At 72.9% G+C, this 21,564-nt stretch carries 18 protein-coding genes; 6 read left to right on the forward strand and 12 right to left on the reverse strand.

Annotated elements, in window-relative coordinates:
• Nucleotides 1-24: 24 nt before the first annotated feature.
• The gene (locus FGW31_RS22150; protein ID WP_233452547.1) at nucleotides 25-381 is read right to left on the reverse strand and encodes a peptidase inhibitor family I36 protein; all 357 of its coding nucleotides are present in this window, start codon (nucleotides 379-381) and stop codon (nucleotides 25-27) included.
• A 294-nt stretch (nucleotides 382-675) separates the two neighbouring features.
• On the opposite strand from FGW31_RS22150, the gene FGW31_RS22155 reads away from it, so the two are divergent.
• A complete protein-coding gene (locus FGW31_RS22155; protein WP_182674753.1) occupies nucleotides 676-1,185 on the forward strand; it encodes a GNAT family N-acetyltransferase in 510 nt (169 codons plus the stop codon).
• A 140-nt stretch (nucleotides 1,186-1,325) separates the two neighbouring features.
• Here the strand turns inward: FGW31_RS22155 and FGW31_RS22160 are convergent, their stop codons facing one another.
• Nucleotides 1,326-2,300, reverse strand: a complete 975-nt coding sequence (locus FGW31_RS22160) for a GNAT family N-acetyltransferase (RefSeq protein WP_182674750.1) — start codon at nucleotides 2,298-2,300, stop codon at nucleotides 1,326-1,328.
• A gap of 247 nt (nucleotides 2,301-2,547) precedes the next feature.
• Nucleotides 2,548-3,387: an endonuclease I family protein gene (locus tag FGW31_RS22165; RefSeq protein WP_182674748.1), complete on the reverse strand. Its 840-nt coding sequence runs from the start codon at nucleotides 3,385-3,387 to the stop codon at nucleotides 2,548-2,550.
• Nucleotides 3,388-3,531: 144 nt separating this feature from the next.
• Here FGW31_RS22165 and FGW31_RS22170 point away from each other — a divergent pair, with 144 nt between their 5' ends.
• The 4 genes from FGW31_RS22170 (at nucleotide 3,532) to FGW31_RS22185 (ending at nucleotide 10,377) form a co-directional block, all read left to right on the forward strand.
• Nucleotides 3,532-4,506, forward strand: a complete 975-nt coding sequence (locus FGW31_RS22170) for an esterase-like activity of phytase family protein (protein WP_142195223.1) — start codon at nucleotides 3,532-3,534, stop codon at nucleotides 4,504-4,506.
• A 97-nt stretch (nucleotides 4,507-4,603) separates the two neighbouring features.
• Entirely contained in the window at nucleotides 4,604-8,335 is a 3,732-nt protein-coding gene (locus tag FGW31_RS22175; RefSeq protein ID WP_182674746.1) for an ABC transporter ATP-binding protein, read from the forward strand.
• 125 nt (nucleotides 8,336-8,460) lie between these two features.
• On the forward strand, nucleotides 8,461-8,847 hold the full coding sequence (locus FGW31_RS22180; protein WP_142195225.1) for a hypothetical protein: 387 nt from the start codon (nucleotides 8,461-8,463) through the stop codon (nucleotides 8,845-8,847).
• A gap of 96 nt (nucleotides 8,848-8,943) precedes the next feature.
• A complete protein-coding gene (locus FGW31_RS22185; protein ID WP_142195226.1) occupies nucleotides 8,944-10,377 on the forward strand; it encodes a S28 family serine protease in 1,434 nt (477 codons plus the stop codon).
• A 13-nt stretch (nucleotides 10,378-10,390) separates the two neighbouring features.
• Here the strand turns inward: FGW31_RS22185 and FGW31_RS22190 are convergent, their stop codons facing one another.
• From FGW31_RS22190 to FGW31_RS22200, 3 genes are all read right to left on the reverse strand, one after another.
• On the reverse strand, nucleotides 10,391-11,023 hold the full coding sequence (locus FGW31_RS22190; RefSeq protein WP_142195314.1) for a hypothetical protein: 633 nt from the start codon (nucleotides 11,021-11,023) through the stop codon (nucleotides 10,391-10,393).
• Between the two features lie 159 nt (nucleotides 11,024-11,182).
• The gene (locus FGW31_RS22195; protein ID WP_142195227.1) at nucleotides 11,183-13,027 is read right to left on the reverse strand and encodes a glycoside hydrolase family 3 protein; all 1,845 of its coding nucleotides are present in this window, start codon (nucleotides 13,025-13,027) and stop codon (nucleotides 11,183-11,185) included.
• A gap of 334 nt (nucleotides 13,028-13,361) precedes the next feature.
• The gene (locus FGW31_RS22200; protein WP_142195228.1) at nucleotides 13,362-14,279 is read right to left on the reverse strand and encodes a LysR family transcriptional regulator; all 918 of its coding nucleotides are present in this window, start codon (nucleotides 14,277-14,279) and stop codon (nucleotides 13,362-13,364) included.
• 93 nt (nucleotides 14,280-14,372) lie between these two features.
• Here FGW31_RS22200 and FGW31_RS22205 point away from each other — a divergent pair, with 93 nt between their 5' ends.
• On the forward strand, nucleotides 14,373-15,275 hold the full coding sequence (locus FGW31_RS22205) for an EamA family transporter (protein WP_142195229.1): 903 nt from the start codon (nucleotides 14,373-14,375) through the stop codon (nucleotides 15,273-15,275).
• Nucleotides 15,276-15,624: 349 nt separating this feature from the next.
• On the opposite strand, the gene FGW31_RS22210 is transcribed toward FGW31_RS22205, so the two are convergent.
• The 6 genes from FGW31_RS22210 to FGW31_RS22235 all read right to left on the reverse strand — a co-directional run bounded on the left by FGW31_RS22210 (nucleotide 15,625) and on the right by FGW31_RS22235 (nucleotide 21,542).
• Nucleotides 15,625-17,538 carry an ABC transporter ATP-binding protein gene (locus FGW31_RS22210; RefSeq protein WP_373303413.1) on the reverse strand — a complete coding sequence of 638 codons (1,914 nt, stop codon included), beginning with the start codon at nucleotides 17,536-17,538 and terminating at the stop codon, nucleotides 15,625-15,627.
• 88 nt (nucleotides 17,539-17,626) lie between these two features.
• A complete protein-coding gene (locus FGW31_RS22215; protein ID WP_142195230.1) occupies nucleotides 17,627-18,109 on the reverse strand; it encodes a lasso peptide biosynthesis B2 protein in 483 nt (160 codons plus the stop codon).
• Complete coding sequence (locus tag FGW31_RS22220; protein WP_142195231.1) at nucleotides 18,106-18,396, reverse strand: lasso peptide biosynthesis PqqD family chaperone; 291 nt, start codon at nucleotides 18,394-18,396, stop codon at nucleotides 18,106-18,108. Before FGW31_RS22220 ends, FGW31_RS22215 begins: the two co-directional genes overlap by 4 nt.
• A 17-nt stretch (nucleotides 18,397-18,413) precedes the next feature.
• Nucleotides 18,414-20,213: a lasso peptide isopeptide bond-forming cyclase gene (locus FGW31_RS22225; RefSeq protein ID WP_308432272.1), complete on the reverse strand. Its 1,800-nt coding sequence runs from the start codon at nucleotides 20,211-20,213 to the stop codon at nucleotides 18,414-18,416.
• Between the two features lie 113 nt (nucleotides 20,214-20,326).
• Entirely contained in the window at nucleotides 20,327-20,437 is a 111-nt protein-coding gene (locus FGW31_RS22230) for a keywimysin-related RiPP (RefSeq protein ID WP_142195233.1), read from the reverse strand.
• A 304-nt stretch (nucleotides 20,438-20,741) separates the two neighbouring features.
• On the reverse strand, nucleotides 20,742-21,542 hold the full coding sequence (locus tag FGW31_RS22235; RefSeq protein WP_142195234.1) for a sugar phosphate isomerase/epimerase family protein: 801 nt from the start codon (nucleotides 21,540-21,542) through the stop codon (nucleotides 20,742-20,744).
• Between the last annotated feature and the right edge of the window lie 22 nt (nucleotides 21,543-21,564).

Below are 21,564 nucleotides of genomic sequence, written 5' to 3' on the forward strand. Positions count from 1 at the left end.
GTACGGCGGGCCGGGTGGGGCGGGTCAGCAGCCGCCCGGGCCCACTCCGTCGATCCGGCCGCCGAAGTCGCCGAGGTAGCGGGAGCGCCAGTCGCCGTTGAAGACGTTCCGCTTCTCGGTGGGCTGCCAGTTCACGAAGCAGGCCCGGGTGCTCGCGACGAACGAGCCGACGTGGTCGTGCAGGCGGGGCGGCATGTCGCGGTAGCCGCTGCGCGCGGTCCACTCCCAGTAGTCGCCGTCGAAGCCCTCGCCGCTCCAGAAGCACACCGACCCGTCGGGGCAGGACGGGGGCGCGGCCGGCGCGGCGGAGGCGGTGTGGGCCGGCAGCAGGAGCGCGGTCAGGGCGAGGGCGGCGGCGAGGGACCAGGAACGAGTCTTCACGGCACTCTCCATCAAGGCGTCGTGGAGCAATGGGATCGCCCCGGCGGACGTGCCGGGGCGATTCCCATGGTTGTGGCGGTCCGGGGCCGCCCGGACCGGCCCGCCGTCCACACCACCTGATGGAGCGAACCGGAGGCTCGGCGCGGTGTTCGCCGCCGAGGTGCGGGCGCCGCACGCGCGGGGCGTGCGGGCCGTGCCGCCGGTGCGGTGCCCCGGCCGACCGGTTGCCGACGGGGGCCGGCGGGCGCCGTGGATACGGTGGTACGACGCTGCCGGAAGTGACGGAGGAGTCCCGTGTCAGATCTGTCCGTACGCCTCGCCGGCCCTGCCGACCGTCCCGTGGTGGAGCGGCTGTGGCTGATGTTCCGCCATGACATGTCGGAGTTCCAGGGCCTGCTGCCCGACGCCGACGGGACCTTCCGCAGCGATCGGCTCCACTCGGCGTTCACCGAGCCGGGCTGGGCGCCGTACCTCGCCGTGGCGGGTGACAGGCCCGCCGGTTTCGCGTTCGTCCGTGGCCTGGACGGTCCCACCCGCGTGATGAACAGCTTCTTCGTGGCGCGGGGCGCGCGGCGGTCGGGGACCGGGCTGCGTATGGCTCGGGAGGTCGTGGCCAGGCATCCGGGTGCGTGGGACATCGCCTTCCAGGACGCCAACTCCGCCGCGGTGCGCTTCTGGCGTCGCGTCGCCACGACGGTCGCCGGCGAGGCCTGGACCGAGGAACACAGGGCGGTACCGAACCGCCCGGACCTGCCACCCGACGTCTGGATCTCCTTCAACTCCCCTGCCGCTGCACGGGATTGAGCAGATCGCGGAGCGGTTCGGCGAAGGCGCCGTCCAGTGCGTTCGCCCGGACGTCGTCACCCACGGCTTCCGGGCAGCAAGCGGTGGGCCTGGGCGATCCACAGGATCTTCCAGGGCGGTGTCGACGGTTTCCGGAGGACTCAGCGCCAGTCGTCGATCACGTAGGCGTCCGGGTGGCTGTAGCCGGGTTCGTTGGGCCGGTGCATGGTCACGCCTTGCAGCCAGGTACGGAAACCGCGGTCGACCATGCGCCGGTAGGCATCCTGGCGGGCCAGGTTCATACCGGCGTCCAGTTGCCCCAGTCCCTTCTCGGTGGCCAGCTGCTCGCACGCGTCCAGCAGCCGTTCGAACCGGTCCGCGGCGTCCGGGCCGGGGCGTACGGCGCCGAATTTCACGAAGCACACGTCCTCACCGGCCTCCGATCCCGCTCCGCAGTGGCAGACGGCCAGACCGTCGAGGTCGGAGCCGGCGCCCTCGAGGAGGACGGTGTCACCGAGCCCCTGCGCCTGCGCGGCCGTGATCTCGCGCTCCAGGCTCAGGCCCTCGTACACGGCCCCCGTCAGTGCGCGGCACAGGCTCAGCGCGGCGGGCCGCTCGGCGGCGGTCAGCTCGCCGTACAGCACTCGGCCGGGGACCGCGGTACCGACGGCGACCTGCTTCTTCATGATGGCTGTCAGGAATCGGGGCCAGAAACCGTACCGGCGGTAGAGCTCGATGTGCTTGGGACTGTGCGAGAAGGTGAACAGGCCGAGGTGGCGGTTCCCCCAGGTGTCGAAGCAGGCCATGACCGGTTCCATGAGGCGCCTGCCGATGCCCTGGTCCCACAGATCCGGACGTACGGTCAGCGGGCCGAAGAACCCGACGCTGCCCCAGTCGGCGGCGAAGTTCGATCCGACGACCTCGTCCTCGACGGTCGCTGCGAAGGCCGCGCGCGGATCCGCCGCCCAGCGGGTGCGGACGTAGTCTGCGGTCCCGAAGAACGTCCCCGGCTCGGGGGCCCCGAGGAAGGTCCCGAACGCGACCCTGAAGATCTCGTCGGCCCGATCCAGGTCCGGCTCGACCAGCGGGCGGACCGACACCGGGGCGGCGACACTCGTGCGCTTGGCTGCGGACATGATCGCTCTCCTTCCGCCCCCGCTTCCATCGCACCACGAACGCGCGCCACGAGCGAAACGACAGCCCCGGCGGCACCCCGAGGACCGAGCGACCGCCCACCCCGACGACGTGAACCGCTCGGGCACGCGGCGGACGCGTTCGGCGGCCGCCGCGTGGCCGAGGATCGGCTCCGGTTGTCGTTCGCGCGGATGCGTGAGGTGCTGACCGGCGTGTGCCGGATCGCCGGGAGCCGGGGTGTGCGGCCGGCTACCAGATGGACTCGACCCACTCCGGGTGGTCGATGAACGGGTTGCGGTTGTGCTGGTAGGAGTCGTAGATGACCTCGTTGCGGCGCTGCTCGAACGCGCTCGGCGGGTCCTCCTGGTGCCACTGCTTCAGCACCGACAGGCGGCCGTGGTACGGGGAAGTGCCGTTGGTGACGGAGTCGTTGGGCTCCAGGTCCGGCCAGCCGTCGGTGCCCTCGTAGCGGACGGCCATGTACAGGATCATGCGGGCCACGTCACCCTTGACGGCGTCGCGGGGCTCGAAGGAGTCGGAGTCGGTGAGGCTGCCACCGCTGTTGCCGAACGAGCTGCCGCCGTTGTCGAAGTCCTTGTTGCCGCGGATGGAGTTGACCTGGACGTCCTCGGGACGCAGGTGGTGCAGGTCCGTGCCGGGACCGGTGGACGTGCCGAAGTCGCCGTGGGACTTGGCCCACACGTGCTCGCGGTTCCAGTCGCCCGAGTCGCCGCCGTTGAGGGACTTGCTGCGGGAGATGCCCGAGTACAGCAGGATCACGTTGCCGCTGTTGTTCGGATCCTGGTCGGTGACCTTCAGGGCGTCCCAGACGGCCGAGTACGACAGCTTCGTCTGGTCACTGATGATCGTGTGCAGGGAATCCTTCAGCGCCGGGCCGGACTTGCCGAGGGCGTCGGCGTAGTACGTGTCGTCGTACGCGGCGGTCGAGCCGGCGGTGGCCGCCGTGCCGGTGGTGGTCGCGGCACCGGCGGACGACGCGGTCAGCGCGGGAACGGAGAGGCCGACCAGAACGGCCGAGGTCGCCAGGGCGAGGCTCTTCCAGCGGCGGCGTATGGGTGTCACGGGCATGTGGGGACGTCCGATCTACGCGAGTTGATTGAGCAGCCGTTGGCAGAGTGACATGGACATGTATGCACGGGGGTGAAGGAGAGGTGTCGGTCATGTGTCGGTACGTGGTGACGCGCCGTCACCCCTTCGTTCTACGGTGGCGACATGCGTCTGAAGACCCTCCTCGCCGCCACCACCGCGGCCCTCGCCGCCGCCGGCTGCCTCACCGCCGCGGGCCCCGCCACCGCCCAGCCGTACGGGCACGGCACGGACCACGCCTGCTCCGCGTCCGTCTCCATCGACGGCTTCTCCGACGCCCTCGACAAGACGCGGTACGAGGACACCTACGTCGGCAACCTCTCCGCCCTCGCCCGCGACCGGGACGGCGACATCGCCGCCCTCTCCGACCGCTCCGCCCTCTTCCGCCTCGACGCGCGCACCCTGCGCCCCGAGAGCGTCGTCCCGCTCGCCGACGAGAACGGCACCGCACTCGACGCCGAGGGACTCGTCGCCGACCGCGACGGCAGCCACCTCGTCTCCTCCGAGACCGAACCCACCGTGCGCCGCTACTCCCCGGCCGGAAAGATCCTCGACCGCCTCCCGGTACCGGAGGAACTGCGCACCCGAGCCCGGCCCAACGGCACCTTCGAGGGCCTGACCCTGCTGCCCGGCGGCCGCACCCTGCTCGCGTCGATGGAATACCCCCTCACCGGCGACCCCGCCGACCGGATCCGGATGCAGACCTGGCAGCGCACCGCGCACGGCTCCTTCCGGCTCGGCGCCCAGTACACCTACCGCGTCGACCAGGGCCTCGGCGTCAGCGAGGTCACCGCGATCCCCGACGGCCGCCTGCTGGTCCTGGAGCGCGGCTACACCTCCGGCGTCGGCAACACCGTCCGGCTCTACCTCGCCGACCGGCACGGCGACACCTACGGCAAGAAGCTCCTCACCGACCTCGCCGACTGCCCCTCCCTCGGCGCCACCGCCAAGCAGCCCCAGCCCAACCCGCTCCTCGACAACATCGAGGGCATGACGGTCACCGGACGCGACCGCGGCCGGCTGACGGTGCTCCTGGTCAGCGACGACAACGAGAACGCCAACCAGACGACCCGCCTCTACGCCCTGCGCGTACGCCCCTGAGACCCACGCGTACGGCTCCGAATGTTGCGGCGGGATGAAATCCGCCGCCGCCCGCGTTGGTGCCTTCCGGTAGATCAGGACGATCGGAGGGCACCGCGTGACACCGCAACGGGGATGGGCACGGCGACTGGCCGCGTACGCGTGGCGACACCCCAAGGACGTCGTCCTCGCGCTGGGCTCCTCCCTCGGCGGCATGGCCGTCATGGCGCTGGTCCCGCTGATCACCAAGGTGATCATCGACGACGTGATCGGCGACGGGACCAGGGACATGGCCACCTGGGCCGGCCTGCTCATCGCCGCCGCGCTCGCCGTCTACGTCCTCACCTACATCCGCCGCTACTACGGCGGCCGGCTCGCCCTCGACGTCCAGCACGACCTGCGGACCGAGATGTACGCGACGATCACCCGGCTGGACGGCAGACGCCAGGACGAGCTGTCCACCGGGCAGGTCGTCGGCCGCGCCACCAGCGACCTCCAGCTGATCCAGAGCCTGCTCTTCATGCTGCCGATGACCGTCGGCAACCTGCTGCTGTTCCTGATCTCCCTGGTGATCATGGCGTCGCTGTCGCTGCCGCTCACCGTCGTCGCCCTCGCCGTCGCCCCCGCCCTGTGGTGGATCGCCAAACACAGCCGCACCCGGCTGCACCCCTCCACCTGGTACGCGCAGGCGCAGGCCGGCGCCGTCGCCGGAGTGGTCGACGGCGCGATCAGCGGCGTACGCGTGGTGAAGGGCTTCGGACAGGAGGAGCAGGAGACGGCCAAGCTGCGCGAGGTCGGCCGGCGGCTGTTCGCGGGCCGGCTGCGCACGGTGCGGCTGAACTCCCGCTACACCCCGGCGCTCCAGGCCGTGCCCGCCCTCGGGCAGGTGGCGATGCTGGCCCTCGGCGGCTGGCTCGCGGTGCGCGGACACATCACGCTGGGCACGTTCGTCGCGTTCTCCACCTACCTCGCCCAGCTCGTCGGGCCCGTCCGCATGCTCGCGATGGTCCTCACCGTCGGCCAGCAGGCCCGCGCCGGCACCGAACGCGTCCTGGAGCTGATCGACACCGAGCCGTCACTGACCGACGGCACCAAGGAGCTGCCCGCCGACGCCCCGGCGACCGTCGAGTTCGACGACGTCTCCTTCGGCTACGACCCCGACCACCCGGTCCTCGACGGCCTCAGCTTCGAGATCCGGCCCGGTGAGACCCTCGCCGTCGTCGGCGCCTCCGGCTCCGGCAAGTCCACCGTCTCCCTGCTCCTGCCGCGCTTCTACGACGCCACCCGCGGCGCCGTCCTCGTCGGCGGCCACGACGTGCGCGAGCTGACCACCGAGTCCCTGCGGGCCGCGATCGGCCTGGTCCCGGAGGACTCCTTCCTCTTCTCCGACACCGTGCGCAACAACATCGCGTACGGCCGCCCGGACGCCACCGACGAGCAGATCACCGCCGCCGCCCGCGCCGCCCAGGCCGACCGGTTCATCACCGAGCTGCCCGACGGCTACGACACCACCGTCGGCGAGCACGGCCTGACCCTCTCCGGCGGCCAGCGCCAGCGCATCGCCCTGGCCCGCGCGCTCCTCACCGACCCGCGGCTGCTGGTCCTCGACGACGCCACCTCCGCCGTGGACGCCCGCGTCGAGCACGAGATCCACGAGGCGCTGAAGGAGGTCATGCGGGGCCGCACCACCCTGCTGATCGCCCACCGCCGCTCCACCCTGAACCTCGCCGACCGGATCGCCGTCCTCGACGGCGGCCGGCTCGCCGACATCGGCACCCACGACGAACTCCAGCGGCGCTCCGCCCTGTACCGCAGGCTGCTCACCGACCCCGACGAGCTGGGTGCCGTCTCCCCGGGCCACACCCCGCCCGCCGGGCCGCAGGAGGAGGACACCTCCGTCCGCGCGGAACTGGACGCCGAGTTCGACGCCGAACGCGGCGTCACGCCCCGGCTGTGGACCGGCGACCGCGAACCCCGGGACGCCGCCCTGGCCGGCACCCCCGCCACCCCCGAACTCCTCGCCCAGGTCGAGGCGCTGCCCCCGGCCGACGACGTCCCCGACGTCGACGAGGAAGCCGCCGTGCGGCCCGAGGAGTCCTACGGTCTGCGCCGCCTGCTGCGCGGCTTCGGACTGCCCCTCCTCGTCAGCCTCGGCCTCGTCGCCGTCGACGCCGGCATGGGCCTGCTGCTGCCCGTGCTGATCCGGCACGGCATCGACCGGGGCGTCACCGAGGCGGCCATCGGCGCGGTGTGGGCGGCCTCACTGCTGGCCCTGCTCTCCGTGGGCGTCCAGTGGACGGCGCAGATCGGCGAGACCCGGATGACGGGACGCACCGGCGAACGCGTGCTGTACGCGCTGCGGCTGAAGATCTTCGCCCAGCTCCAGCGGCTCGGCCTCGACTACTACGAGCGCGAGCTGACCGGCCGGATCATGACCCGGATGACGACGGACGTCGACGCGCTGTCCACGTTCCTGCAGACGGGCCTGGTCACGGCGTTCGTGTCGGTGGTCACCTTCTTCGGCATCATGGTCGCCCTGCTGGTCATCGACGTGGAGCTGGCCCTGGTCGTCTTCGCGACCCTGCCGCCGCTGATCGTCGCCACGTACTTCTTCCGCCGGGCGAGCGTGAAGGCGTACGAACTGGCCCGCGAACGCGTGTCGGTGGTCAACGCCGACCTGCAGGAGTCGGTGTCCGGGCTGCGGATCGTGCAGGCGTTCCGGCGCGAGCGGGACGGCGGGCGGCGGTTCGCCGGGCGCAGCGCCGACTACCGCAGCGCCCGCATCCGCGGCCAGTGGCTGATCTCGGTGTACTTCCCGTTCGTGCAGTTCCTGTCCTCGGCCGCGGCCGCGGCGGTGCTGATCGTCGGCGGCGCACGGATCGACGACGGCACCCTGACCACCGGCGCGCTGGTGGCGTACCTGCTCTACATCGACCTGTTCTTCGCGCCGGTGCAGCAGCTCTCGCAGGTTTTCGACGGCTACCAGCAGGCGACCGTGTCGCTGGGCCGCATCCAGGAACTGCTGCGCGAACCGGCCTCCACCCGCGCCGCCGCGAAGCCGCTCCCCGTCACCTCCCTGCGCGGCGAGATCGCCTTCCAGGACGTGCACTTCGCGTATGGCCAGGGCCATGGCTCCGCAGACGGCGACGGCGAGGAGGCGCTCGTCGGCATCGACCTCACCGTGCCCGCCGGGCAGACCGTCGCGTTCGTCGGTGAGACCGGCGCCGGGAAGTCCACCCTGGTCAAGCTGGTGGCCCGGTTCTACGACCCCACGGGCGGCAGGGTCACCGTCGACGGCACCGACGTGAAGGACCTCGACCTCACCGCCTACCGGCACCGGCTGGGCGTCGTCCCGCAGGAGGCGTACCTCTTCCCCGGCACCGTCCGCGACGCCATCGCCTACGGCCGGCCCGACGCCACCGACGCCGAGGTCGAGGCGGCGGCCCGCGCCGTCGGCGCGCACGAGATGATCGCCACGCTGGAGGGCGGCTACCTGCACGAGGTCGCCGAGAAGGGCCGCAACCTGTCCGCCGGTCAGCGCCAGCTGATCGCACTGGCCCGCGCCGAACTCGTCGACCCGGACATCCTGCTGCTCGACGAGGCCACGGCCGCACTGGACCTGGCCACCGAGGCCCAGGTCAACCAGGCCACCGACCGGCTCGCCGGCCGCCGTACGACGCTGGTCGTCGCCCACCGGCTGACCACCGCCGCCCGCGCCGACCGGGTCGTCGTCATGGACCACGGCAGGGTCGTGGAGGACGGCACCCACGAGCAACTCCTGCGGCGCGGCGGCGCGTACGCCGCACTGTGGCGCACCTTCGTCGGCGAGGACGTCCCGGCACCCGCCTGAACGGACGCCCGTCGTGCGACGACGGGCGCCCGTTGTGCGCCCCGCGCGCAACCATCCGACATACGTCAGGCGTCCGTACACGCGTACGCCGTTGGGCGCGGCAGGCGCGGTACGGGAGGACGACTGTGGACAGTGGAGCGATACGCCGAAGACTCGCGCTGGGACTCGCGGTGCTGACCGCCTCGGGGCTGCTGGCCGTCGCCGCGCCCGGTGACGCGCACGCGGCCGCCTCCTGCCCCGGACGCAAGGTGCGCACCCTGCCGTTCTCCACCGGGTCGGTGGTCGTCTACAAGCGGGGCGGCTACGTGTGTGCCGTCACCCACGCCAAGCACCCCGGCACCCGGCGGAAGATGTCGGTGAGCGTGCGGGCGCGCGGCGGCCGGCCCGTCGTCGACGAGGGCAACTACCAGCGCTACGCCGGGCCCGTCACCGTGCACGCCGGCCGGCGCTGCGTGTGGGTGAAGGGCAGGGTCGGCGGCGGGTCCGTCAGCTCCGGCTGGATCCTGTGCTGAGCCTCGACCCACCGAGGGTTTTCCCTGTGTCCCCTGGTGCTGCGGGGAGTTGGTCCGCTAGCTTCCGGCGCACATCTGTCTCACAGGGGAGTGCGCATGCGCAAGGCGCTCAGATGGCTGCTGGCGCTCACGGTGCTCATAGGCACACTGAGCACGGCCGGGGCGGCCACCGCCGCCGAGCCGGAGGCCACCGGCACCACTGACATCAAGGAGAGGCTGCTCTCCGTTCCGGGCATGAGCCTGGTCGAGGAGAAGCCGTACACCGGGTACCGCTTCTTCGTCCTGAACTACACCCAGCCGGTCGACCACCGCAGGCCCTCCAAGGGCACGTTCCAGCAGCGGATCACCGTGCTGCACAAGGACACCGCGCGGCCGACCGTCTTCTACACCAGCGGCTACAGCGTCTCCACGACGCCCCGCCGCAGCGAGCCGACGCAGATCGTGGACGGCAACCAGGTCTCCATGGAGTACCGCTTCTTCACGCCGTCGCGTCCCGACCCGGCCGACTGGTCCAAGCTGGACATCTGGCAGGCCGCCAGCGACCAGCACCGCATCTTCACGGCGCTGAAGGACATCTACTCCGAGAACTGGATCTCCACCGGCGGCTCCAAGGGCGGCATGACCGCCACCTACTACGAGCGCTTCTACCCGCGCGACATGGACGGCGTCGTCGCCTACGTCGCTCCCAACGACGTGGTGAACAAGGAGGACTCCGCCTACGACCGCTTCTTCGCGGGTGTCGGCACGAAGGAGTGCCGCGACCGGCTGAACGGGGTGCAGCGCGAGGCGCTGGTGCGCCGCGAGCCGCTGGAGAAGAAGTACCAGGCGTACGCCGCCGAGAACGGCTACACCTTCGACACGATCGGCAGCCTGGACCGGGCGTACGAGGCCGTCGTCCTGGACTACGTGTGGGGCTTCTGGCAGTACAGCACCCTCGCGGACTGCGAGCAGATCCCCGCGGACGCGAAGAACGCCACCGACGAGGAGATCTGGGAGTCCGTCGACACCGTCTCCGGGTTCTCGTTCTACACGGACCAGGGCCTGAGCCCGTACACGCCGTACTACTACCAGGCCGGTACGCAGCTGGGCGCGCCGACCATCCACTTCCCGCACATCGAGAAGCAGTACGTCCGCTACGGCTACCAGCCGCCGCGCAACTTCGTGCCCCGCTCCATCGACATGGAGTTCCAGCCGCGGGCCATGCGGGACGTCGACACCTGGGTGCGCGGCAACGCTCGCCACATGCTGTTCGTGTACGGCGAGAACGACCCGTGGGGCTCCGAGCCGTTCCGGCTCGGCAAGGGCGCGCGTGACTCCTACGTCTTCACCGCGCCCGGCATGAACCACGGCGCGAACGTGGCCGGTCTGGTCGCGCAGGAGAAGGCGTTCGCCACCGCCCGCATCCTCGACTGGGCGGGCGTCGCCCCGAGCGCGGTGCGGGAGAACCCGGCGGCGGCCAAGCCGCTGGCGACGTTCGACGCCAAGCTCGACAAGCGGGGCGTGGAGCGGCAGCGCACGCTGCGCCCGTAAGGCACCGGCGGGGCTACACCGGGCGGGCGCAGCCCACCGGTGCGGTCCCGCCGAGCCGCACGTACAGGGCCGTGGACGCCGGACAGTCGGACCGGTCGTCCACGGCCTTCGTCACCTCGAACTCCGGTGCGTGCCGGCCCGAGCCGTCGCACGCGGTCTCGCGGACCTTGCCGTCGCCCAGGTCGTAGACGCAGTCGCCGACGATGGTGCGCGGCCCGCCCCCGCCGCCCGGGTCACCGGGGTGCGGCGGCTGGAGGTGGCGCATGCAGGCGTAGCCGCGCGGCACCGCCCCGTCGCCGTCCTCGTCGAAGGACGGGCGCTGTTCGCTGATGTGCAGCACGAAGTCCGTGGTCGCCGGGCAGCGCGGCCCGTCGCGGACCGTTCCGTCGTGGCGGGCGACGACCCGGGCCGCCGCCCGTTCACTGGTGCAGGACACCTCGGTGAAGCTGGTGCGGCCGAAGGAACTGCACTCGTCCACCGCGAGGAACACCGCCCCGTACCCGGACGGCCGGGCCGTCGCGGACGACACCGCCGCCCGCCCGCCCACGAGACCGTCCTCCTGCGGCCCGCCCCGGCAGCCGGTGAGCAGCACCGCGCCCGCCGCCGCGAACGCGGCCAGCGCCCCCCACCCACTTCTCCCGTGCATCGTCATCCCCCCGGACACCCCCGTCCAGCGTGACCCGGCGGGCCGGGCCGCGCCAGGCGTACGGGGTGCTTTGCGCACCTTGGCGTGATGCGCAGGGATGGGTGGCGTACGGGCGCTACGCCCGACCGGGGAGCGCGCGCCCGTCCGCGTGCGCGGTGACTAGTAGGTCAGGCCGTGTCCGACGGGGTACAGCACCGCCGTCGGGTCGTCCGCCCGCTGCACCGGCACCGGCAGCGTCCCGCGCGGCTCCGCCCGGCCCGCGATCACCCGGGCCGCCGCGCGCAGTTCGACGTCGGTCCAGGAGTACGCGGCCACGTACGCCGGGACGCCGGGCAGGTGGGCCACGTCGTACGGGTTGCGGATCGCCACCGCCACCACTGGCGTGCCGGTCGCCAGCAGCTGCTCCACGAGCTTCTTCTGCCGGCTGGCCGCCGTGACGTTGTACGTGCCGACGACCACGGCGTCCGCGTCCCGGGCCGCCGCCACCGCCTGCGCGATGACCGTGTCGGACGGCGAGGTGCCGGTGGACAGGGCGGTGGCGGTGAAGCCCAGTTCGGTGAGCGCGCCCGCGAGGACCCCGGTCGGCGGGCCCGTCGTACCGGACGGGGAGGCCGGGTCGGCGCCGACCACGAGCAGCTTGGGCCGGCTGCGGCGGGACAGCGGCAGCAGTCCGCCCTCGTTGACCAGCAGGGTGGTGGTCCGCTCGGCGATCCGGTCGGCCGCGGCCAGGTGCGAGCGGGTGCCGACCGTGCGGTCCACGCCGGCGCGGGAGACGTACGGGTCCTGGAACAGGCCCAGTTTCGCCTTCAGCCGCAGCACCCGCAGGATCGACTCGTCGAGCCGGGACTCGGTCAGCTCGCCGTCGCGCACGGCGTCGAGGACCGCGTTCCAGGCCACGTCCAGGGACGGCGGGTTGAGCAGCTGGTCCACGCCCGCCTTGAGCGCCAGCACCGGCACCCGCTCGTCGCCGTACTTGGTCCGTACGCCCTCCATGCCGAGGGAGTCGGTGACCACGACCCCGTCGTAGCCCAGTTCCTCGCGCAGGATGCCGGTGAGGATCGGGTGGGAGAGGGTCGCCGGGTCCTCGGAGCCGTCGAGGGCGGGCACCATCAGATGGGCCGTCATGATGGAGTCGATGCCGGCCGCCACCGCGGCGCGGAACGGCGGCGCGTCCAGTTCCTCCCACTGCTCACGGCTGTGCGTGATGACGGGGAAACCGGTGTGGCTGTCGACGGCGGTGTCGCCGTGCCCGGGGAAGTGCTTGGCGGTCGCCGCGACGCCCGCGTGCTGGTAGCCGGCGACCTCGGCGGCCACCATCCGCGCCACCGCGTCCGGTTGCGAGCCGAAGGAGCGGACGCCGATGACGGGGTTGGCCGGGTTGACGTTGACGTCGGCGACCGGCGAGTAGTTCTGGCGGATGCCGAGGGCGCGCAGTTCGCTGCCCGCGATCCGGCCGAGGGTGCGGGCGTCGGAGCGGGAGCCGCCCGCGCCGACGGCCATCGCGGCCGGGAACAGCGTCGCGGGCTCGCCGACGCGGGCCACGATGCCGTGCTCCTGGTCGGTGGAGATGAGCACGGGCAGTCCGCGCTCCAGCCCGAGGGACGCCTTCTGGATGCCGTTGGACAGGTCCGCGATCTGGTGCGGGTCGCGGGTGTTGTGCGCCCAGGTGAAGTAGATGATGCCGCCGACCCGGTACTTGGCGAGCAGTTCGGCGGCCGTGCGGACGCCGATCTCCTTGAGGTTGGCGTCGATGTCGGCCTGGTCGGGGTCGGTGGCGGAGTGGCCGTAGACCCGCATCACGAACAGCTGGCCGACCTTCTCCTCCAGCGTCATACGGGAGATGAGGGCGCGGAGCTTTCGGTCGTCGGGGGCGGACGGGCCGGTGGCCGCGTGGACGGCGGGGCCGGCCGCGAGGGCGGTGGTGACGCCCGCTGTCGCGGCGAGGACGGCGCGTCTGGACGGACGTGCGGACTTTCCCGTGCTGCCGGTGCTGCTGTCGGGCACGTGCGCTCCTTTGGAAGGTGATCCGCGGGGACCGGGGATCCGCTGAAGGAAACTGCCAGGACGCCACCAATATCCGGGAAGTTTCTGCCAGTCAAGGGTGCGCGCAGAGGGTGAGGGGCCGTCATCGGCGCAGTTGGAGGGGGCGCGCCGATGACGGCGTGCTGCCGGCCACGGCACGGCGGAGAGGTGGGTCAGCAATCGCAGCCAGCAGCGAGGGCCGACACCGTGCCACGGGGACTCATCCGGCAGCTCGCGGATGGGACGGGCGGAGGCGGGCGCGGGTTCCCCGCCCGGGCCCGGTTTCCCGAAGTCGGGGCCCGGGGGCCGGACGGGGTCAGCGGGGTGCGTGCGCCGACACGGCCGGCCAGTGCTCGCGCAGGGTGCGGACCGTCTCCGCGATCGCCGGGCGGCGGGCCGCGCCGGTCCGCCACAGCGCGTACAGCCGCCGGACGGGAATCGGATCGAGCGGCACCTCCACCACTCCCGCAGGCAGCGGGCCGCGACCCAGCCGGGGGATCAGCGCGATGCCGAGCCCGGCCGCGACCAGGGCGACCAGCGTCGGGTTCTCGTCGGCCTGGTGCACGATCTCCGGCTCGTGCCCGGCCGCGCGCAGGGTGCGCACCAGCCACTCGTGGCAGACCCGGCCCGGCGGCTGGCAGATCCACCGCTCACCGCCCAGCTCCTCCCGCCGCACCGCCGTACGCCCCGCGAACGGATGGCCCTCGGGCACCAGCAGATCGCACAGGTCGTCCCCGACGACCGCCTGATCCACGCCCGCCGGGGCGGGCAGCGGCGCGATGTCCCAGTCGTGCGCCACCACCAGGTCGACCGCGCCCTTGGCCACCAGGTCCACGGACAGGTGCGGGTCGATCTCGGTGAGCCGCGTGTCGAGCGCCGGGTGCCGGCGGGCCAGGTCGGCCAGCACGGGCGGCATCAGCCCGCGCGCCGCCGAGGCGAACGCGGCGATGGTCAGCCGGCCGGCCGGCACGCCGCGCCGCTCCTCCAGCTCGGTCTCCGCCCGCTCCACGATGGCGAGCAGCTCCCGTGCCGCACGCACCAGTTGGTGCGCCTCGTCGGTCAGCCGCACACCCCGCCCCTCCCGCTCCAGCAGCACGGTCCGCGTCTCCCGCTCCAGCTTGGCGATCTGCTGGGAGACGGCGGAGGACGTGTAGCCGAGCGCCACGGCGGCGGCGCCGACGGTGCCGTGGACGGAGACGGCGTGCAGGGCGCGCAGGCGCTGGAGGTCGAGCATGGCGGACGGCTCCCGATCGGTAAGCGGTGCTTCATCCAACCATGCAGGAATCATCGCTGGTGCTGAAGTGTGGTGGGCGGTGATCCTCGACCCATGCGACCTTCCCACCTGTTCCTCGCCGTCCTCGTCGCCGCCGTGTGGGGCGTGAACTTCACCGTCATCGAGATCGGGCTCGGCCACTTCCCGCCGCTGCTCTTCTCCGCCCTGCGGTTCCTGGTGGCGGCGCTGCCCGCGGTGTTCCTCGTGGGGCGGCCCAAGGTGGCGTGGAAGTGGATCCTCGGAGTGGGACTGGCGCTGGGGGTGGCCAAGTTCGGGCTGCTGTTCGTCGGCATGGACGCGGGCATGCCGGGCGGACTGTCCTCCCTGGTGCTGCAGGTCCAGGCCGTGTTCACCGCCCTGTTCGCCTTCGCGCTGCTCGGCGAACGACCCTCCGGCATCCGGCTGGTGGGCATGGCGGTGGCGCTGGCCGGGATCGGCGTGGCGGCGGTCGACGAGGGCACCTCGGGCCCGCTGCTCGGCTTCGCCCTGGTCGTCGCGGCGGCGGCCTGCTGGGGCGTCTCCAACATCCTCACCCGCAAGGCGGCGCCGCCGGACGCCCTGAACTTCATGATCTGGGTGAGCACGGTGCCGGTGCTGCCCCTGCTGGCCCTGTCCCTGCTGCTGGAGGGCCCCTCCCGGGACCTCGACGCGCTGCGCGGCCTCGACTGGCAGGGCGCCGGCGCCCTCCTGTACGTCGCCTGGGTGGCCACCGTGTTCGGCTTCGGCGCCTGGGGGTGGCTGCTGCGCCGCCACCCGGCCTCCACGGTCGCGCCGTTCTCCCTGCTCGTCCCCGTCTTCGGCATGTCGTCGGCCGCACTGTTCCTGGGCGAGTCGGTCACCCCTCTGCGCTGGTGCGCGGCGGCCCTGCTGGTCGGCGGGGTGGCCCTGACCTCGGTCACCTTCCGCCGCCCGGCACCGACCGCCGCGCAGCCGGAGCCCGCCGTCAGCCGGCCGTGACGCGCCTCGACCGGGGCGGGCGGACCTCGGACCGAGGACGGAGGCCCTGACCGCGGGCCCCGGACCGTGGGCCGAGGACCGAGGCGCGGACTGCGGACTGCGGACTGAGGACCGAGGCGCGGACTGCGGACTGAGGGCCGAGGCGCGGACCGAGGACCGAGGACCGGACCGCAGACCGCAGACCGCAGACCGTGGACCGGACACCGGACCTCAGACCGCGGACTACGGACCGCGGACTACGGACCGCGGACTGCGGACTGCGGACCGCAGACCGTGGACCACGGGCCGTCCGAGGGCCGGTCCGAGGGTGTGCCGGGCGGCCGGTTGCGCTGTCGGCCGCTGGGTGCCGCTACTCGGCCGGGCCGGACCGGACGGTCAGACCGTCGCTGTCCGTGAGCCCTGTCGCACCGGTCGTGTCGGGGGTGTCGTCGGCAGTGCTGGCGGCGGTGTTGGCGGCGGTGGCGTCGGCGGTGTCGTCGGCAGTGTTGGCGGTGTCGGCGGCGGTGTCGGCGGAGTGGGCGGTGTCGGTGTGGCCGGGCTGCTGGGCGCGGAGCAGGCGCCGGTAGTGCTCGCTGCCGGCGGCCAGTTGCTCGTGGGTGCCGGTGGCGACGACCCGGCCGCCGTCGAGCACGACGATCAGGTCCGCGGCGCGCACCGTCGACATGCGGTGCGCGATGACCAGCAGCGTGCACTGCGCCGACACCTCGCGGATCGACCGGCGCAGCGCCGCCTCGCCGACCGCGTCCAGATGGGCCGTCGGCTCGTCCAGCAGGAGCAGCCGGGGCCGGGCCAGCAGTGCCCGCGCGATGGCGATGCGCTGACGCTCGCCGCCGGACAGCGCCATGCCGCGCTCCCCGGCGTCGGTGTCCAGGCCGTGGGGCAGCCGGGCCACGAGATCCGTCAGGTGGACCCGTTCCACGACCCGGTCCACCTCCTCGGGCGTCGCGTCCGGCACCGCGTACGTCAGGTTCTCCCGCAGCGTGCCGTACAGCACGGGCGCCTGCTGCTCCACGAGGCCGATCCGGGACCGGTGCGCGGAGCGGCCGGCCGTGCGGATGTCCCGGCCGCCGAACTCGATCCGGCCGCGGTCGGGGTCGTAGAACCGCTCGATGAGCGCGAACACGGTGGACTTCCCGACGCCGGAACTGCCGATCAGGGCGACATGGGCGTGCTCGGGCACCTCGAAGGTCACGCCCCGCAGGACGGGCCGGCCCGCCTCGTAGGCGAACCACACGTCCCGGAACGCCAGCAGCGGCGGCGTCCGCCCGGGCCCGGACCGCGGTGCGGGGCCCGGACCGGTCTCCCGCTCCGCCGGCAGGGCCATGACCTCGGTGACCCTGCGGTACGCGCCGACGCCCTGCTCCATGGTGCTCAGCGACTGGAACACCGAACCGATCGGCCCGACCAGATAGACCATGTACAGCAGGAAGGCGGCCAGGTCCGCCACCGATCCGTCCCGTCCGGCGACCCGCATGCCCCCGATGAGCAGCACCACGACGAACGAGCCCTTGACGGCGAGTTCTACGGCCGGTGCGACCACCGCGTCCAGCCGCGCCATCCGCACGCTCCCCGCGTACGCCGACCGGGCCCGCCCGCCGATGCGTTCCGACTCGCGCTGCTCGGCCCGGTTGGCGCGGACGGTGCGGATGGCGCCCAGCGCGCGCTCCAGATCGGCGGTCATCGCCCCCGTCGCCTGCTGGGTGGCCAGCGAGGCGGCGGAGATGCCTCGCAGCACCGAGCCGACCAGCACCGTGGCGAGGGCCACGACGGCCAGCACGATCAGGAACAGCAGCCAGTCCAGCCAGATCATCAGCGCCACCACGCCGATCAGTCCGATGCCGCCGGTCACCGCGTCCGTGAAGCCCTCGGCGACGAGCAGCCGCAGCGTGGTGCTGTCGCTGCTGACCCGGGAGATGAGGTCACCGACGCGGTGCCGGTCGTACTGGCGCATGGGCAGCCGCAGCAGATGGCGGATCAGACCGAGCCGGATGCCCAGCACGATGCCCTCGCCGGTCCGGGCGAGCGTGTACTGGGCGAAGCCCTGCACCACCGCCTGGGCCAGGAAGAACACGACGAGCAGGGCGACGTCCGGGCCGATCGCCCGCTCGGCCGTGGCCGCCTCGATCACCCGTTTCACCAGCAGCGGCTGGGCCAGACCGAGGGCCGAGGCGCCCAGCATCAGCAGCACCGCGAGGACGATCCGCCGCCGGTGCCCGCGCAGCAGACGCAGCGCGTCGCCGACGCCGACCCGGCCGTCCGCCACGGCCCGGCTGTCCCGGCCGTCCGAGGCGGCCCGGCTGTCCGTGGCGGCCCGGCTGTCCGTGGCGGCCCGGCTGTCGGTGCCGGACCGGCTATCCGAGGCGGCCCGCTGCCCGTTCACGGCCCAGGCCTCGGTCGGCGCGGTCGGCGCTCCCGCCGCACGGCACGGTGAACAGCGGCCGGAAGTAGTCCGGCGGGTACTCCTCGCCCACCGCCACTCCCTCGGCCTCCACCCAGGCGTGGGCCCCGAACGGCGGCAGGCGCCGTGCGCCCACGCACCAGGTGGGCCACTGGCCGTGCAGGCGGCACAGCAGGGCGGTGGCCAGGGACCGCGGCAGGCAGCCCTCCCGGCCCGCGCAGGACAGGCTGACCGCGACCACCGCGTTCCGTGCGGCCCGGGTGCGTGCGACGGTGGCCGGTCGGGCGCCGCGGCTCACCCGGGCCAGCAGGGTACGGATGAGCCGCGGACGCCGGCCGGCCAGTACGCGCGCGACGGCCACCACGAACCGCACCAGGATCCGGTACGGCAGCGGCACCGCACGGGGATCGTGGGCCACGACCTCCGGCGAGCTCATGTCCGCCGCCCGTGCGGGCGGGGCCCGTCGTCGTCCTCCACCAGGCCCGCGGCGCGCAGTTCCCCGACCAGGCTCCGCACGTCGTCCTCCGCGGTCGCGGCGTCCACCGCGTACCGGGTGGTCAGGGCCCGTGCCGCCGCGGGCACCTCCGCGCCGTCCAGCAGGGTCCGGATGACGGCGGCGGCGGTGGGGTTGAGGGTGAAGTACTGGTCGTGGTCCTCGTCCAGCAGGGCGATGCCGTAGTCGGTCTCGGCCGTGAACACACCCGCACGCAGTCTCAGCGTCATGGTCTCTCCCTGGTCCGTCAGGACGGCACGGCGGAGGTCTCGAGCGTCCGCAGCCACACCTCGCAGGCCACGGTCTGGTAGAGCGCGTCGAACTGCAGGGACGGCGGCAGCGGACGTTCGCACACCTCGCGCAGGGTGTGCGCGTCGATCAGGCCCAGCCGGGCCAGCCGGGAGTCCTCGCACAGGGCGAGCAGTCCGGCCCGGTGGTCGCGCAGTCCCGTCTCCACGTCGTAGGAGCCCTCGTCCTTGGTGTGCCGGGCCAGGCTCGCCTCCGGTACGACACCGTGCATCGCCTCGGCGATCAGCGGCTTGTACGCCCAGGGCGTCACCCGGTCCTGTGCCCGCACGGCCATCCCCGCCTCGATCACCCGGTCGTCGTAGTAGGGGGCGGCGATGCCCAGGCCGAACCGTCCGGCCATCTGGGCGAGTTGCCGGACCATGCTGGAGGTGCACCGCATCGCCTCCAGCTCGACGTGCTGTCCGCGGGTCGCCGCCAGCGGCTGTGCGGTGGCGGCGGCGTCCAGGATCACCTCCCGCGCGGCCGTCACCGCGTCCGGGGTGGCCCACGGGGGCATGCGGGGCGGCATGCCCCAGTCCAGGGTGGGGGTGTTCTCCGCGGGCGGTGCGTCGGTGAGCCGGTCCGCGACCCGGGCCAGCCACGTGTCGTAGGTGCTGTTGTCCCGCAGTTGCCGCACCGTCTCCCGGTACGACCACGGCCGCTGCGCGGCGAAGCCGCGCACGCGCTGCCAGGCGACGCCCGGGTGCAGGCGCAGCAGTGTGTGCAGGTGGGCCGGGGAGCCGGCGAGGAGTTCGTCCCCGCCGAAGCCGGTCAGGTGCAGGTGCGAGCCGCGTTCCGCCGCGGCCCGGGGGACGACCAGCCAGCCGGTGCGGTGCACGACGGCCGGGCAGGGTTCGTCGAAGAGGTCGTCCGCGTCCGCCAGCCCGTCGTACACGAGCGGCACGTCGTCGCCCGCGATGACGTGGTGCTCGACGGTGCCCAGCGCGGCCACGGTGCGGCGGGCCCAGTCGGCGTCCGTGCCCATGGGGTCGCGGGCGTCGGCGGTGTAGGCGATCACTCGCGCGGGGCCGTCGGCCGCCAGGCAGCACACGGAGGTGGAGTCCAGTCCGCCCAGGTCGCAGCTGACCAGGTCGCGGCCGTGGACCCGTGCCGCGACGGCGTCCCGCAGCGCGTCCCGCAGGGCCGCGGCGCCCTCGGCCATCGGCAGCACCGGCTCGGGCGGCGTCCACCGGGTCAAGGTCCGGCCGTGTCCCTGCGCGTCGATCACGAGGCAGTGCCCGCCGGGCACGGCATCGACGCCGCGCCACACCGGAAGTGCCGTCACCGGATGCAGTGCGGAGGAATTCAGCAGTCGGAGCGCGAGACGCCGTTCGTCGATTCCGGCGCCGAGCAGGTCGGCCAGGACGTCCGCCCGGTCACCTGCCAGATGCGTGCCGTGGGCGCGGGCGTGGAAAACCGGGCGCAGACCGGTGACACTTCCCTGCACACGGACCTGCCCGCCGGCCGATGCCACGAGGTGGAAACTGCCCGGGAGACGCGTGGCCCAGTGGTCGATGTCGTTGACCGTCCGTGTACGGGCCGCCTCGGCGGTAAGCCGACGCGCCGTCAGGGCGTGGTCGCCGAGGACCGCGATGCGGGTCGTGCCCGCCGCCCCCACGGTCGGCTCCGCCCCGTCCCAGTGGCCGAGCAGCCACGGCCGCCCGGAGGAATGGCTGATCTCCTGTACGGAGCGAGCCCGCAACGCCTCGCCGACGGGGGCCGCCGACGCGTCGTCGGGCAGTACGACGAACCAGCCCACAAGGGCCTCCAGGGGGCCGTGGGATGTCAGTCGTCAGGTCCGGGAGGCGGTGGGAAGGGGACGCGAACCGCCGCCGCCCGGGCACGTTTCCCCGAGGGGAAACAACCGATGGGTCACAGGCTGAACCTCAGCCGGATGAGGCGTTCCGGACCCCTGAACAGGCCGAGGCCGGTGATGCGGAAGGAGCCGACCCGGGTAAGCGTCGGACGCTCGTAAGCGAGCATGTCATTCACCTCCCTTTCTTTTTCTTATCGTGTCAACCTCTCCTCACAGACTAGAACTTGACCCGACGGAATGACAGCTCCGTTATCAATTCAAATATTGACACGCGGACGAGTGGTGTTTGTTCCGGAGCGTGCCTTTCCCGGTTCTCGGATTTCCCGTCCGCTGGTTTCCCGGTTCGAAGCCTCTCCCGGTCCGCAGGCTCTCCCGGTCCGCAGGCTCTCCGGGGTTCTCAGGCTCTCCGGGACCTCAGGGTTCTCCGAATTCTCCGGTTCTCCGGTTCTCCGGTTCTCCGGTGCGGTGCCGTCAGGCCGAATCGTTGAGGAGCCGGGACAGGTGCTCGCGGCCCGGGGCGAGGAGGTCGGGAAGCGGCGCGGCGTCGGCGTACCAGCGCTTCTCGTACTCCCAGCAGAGCCAGCCGTCCCAGCCGTGCCGGGAGAGGATCTCCACGCAGTCGCTCAGCGGCAGCACTCCGGCGCCGAGCGGGAGCGGGGTGGTGTCGTCGGCGGAGGCGATGTCCTTGACCTGGACGTAGCCGAGGTGCGGGGAGAGGGCGGCGAAGCTCTCCGCGGGCTGTTCGCCGCCGAGCCAGGTGTGCATGACGTCCCACAGCGCGCCGACCTGACGGTGGCCGACCAGCCCGAGGACACGCATCGCGTCCGCGCCGGTGCGGTGCGAGTCATGGGTCTCCAGCAGGATGCGCACGCCCAGGTCGGCCGCGTACTCGGCGGCGGTGCCCAGCCGGCGGGCGGCCGTCGCGTCCGCCTCCTCGGGGCTCTGCCCGGTGCCGCCGCCGGGGAAGACCCGCACGAACGGGGCGCCGAGGTCACGGGCCAGGTCGAGCAGGGCGCGGATCTCGGCGATGACCGGCTCGTCCGCGCCGGGGGCGGCGACTCTGGCATATCCGGCGAGGCCCAGGACGTCGACACCGGCCGAGGCGAACGAGGCGGCGGCGTCGGCGCGCTGCGCGGCGGTGAGGCCCGGGTGGACGGGGTCCTCCGGGTGGGCGCGCAGTTCGACGCCGTGATAGCCGTGCGTGCGAGCGAGGGCCAGGACGTCGGTGAGGGGCAGGCCGGGGACACCGAGGGTGGAGAACGCCAGCTTCATGCCAAGGGACCATACCCCCGCA

It is taken from the genome of Streptomyces calvus (genome assembly GCF_006782915.1).
Classification (GTDB): Bacteria; Actinomycetota; Actinomycetes; order Streptomycetales; family Streptomycetaceae; genus Streptomyces; species Streptomyces calvus.

Coding starts and splice junctions, on each gene's coding strand:
- FGW31_RS22160 (WP_182674750.1), bottom strand. CDS start 2,300: ATGTCCGCAGCCAAGCGCACGAGTGTCGCCGCCCCGGTGTCGGTCCGC.
- FGW31_RS22165 (WP_182674748.1), bottom strand. CDS start 3,387: ATGCCCGTGACACCCATACGCCGCCGCTGGAAGAGCCTCGCCCTGGCG.
- FGW31_RS22170 (WP_142195223.1), top strand. CDS start 3,532: ATGCGTCTGAAGACCCTCCTCGCCGCCACCACCGCGGCCCTCGCCGCC.
- FGW31_RS22185 (WP_142195226.1), top strand. CDS start 8,944: ATGCGCAAGGCGCTCAGATGGCTGCTGGCGCTCACGGTGCTCATAGGC.
- FGW31_RS22190 (WP_142195314.1), bottom strand. CDS start 11,023: ATGCACGGGAGAAGTGGGTGGGGGGCGCTGGCCGCGTTCGCGGCGGCG.
- FGW31_RS22200 (WP_142195228.1), bottom strand. CDS start 14,279: ATGCTCGACCTCCAGCGCCTGCGCGCCCTGCACGCCGTCTCCGTCCAC.
- FGW31_RS22205 (WP_142195229.1), top strand. CDS start 14,373: ATGCGACCTTCCCACCTGTTCCTCGCCGTCCTCGTCGCCGCCGTGTGG.
- FGW31_RS22215 (WP_142195230.1), bottom strand. CDS start 18,109: ATGAGCTCGCCGGAGGTCGTGGCCCACGATCCCCGTGCGGTGCCGCTG.
- FGW31_RS22220 (WP_142195231.1), bottom strand. CDS start 18,396: ATGACGCTGAGACTGCGTGCGGGTGTGTTCACGGCCGAGACCGACTAC.
- FGW31_RS22230 (WP_142195233.1), bottom strand. CDS start 20,437: ATGCTCGCTTACGAGCGTCCGACGCTTACCCGGGTCGGCTCCTTCCGC.
- FGW31_RS22235 (WP_142195234.1), bottom strand. CDS start 21,542: ATGAAGCTGGCGTTCTCCACCCTCGGTGTCCCCGGCCTGCCCCTCACC.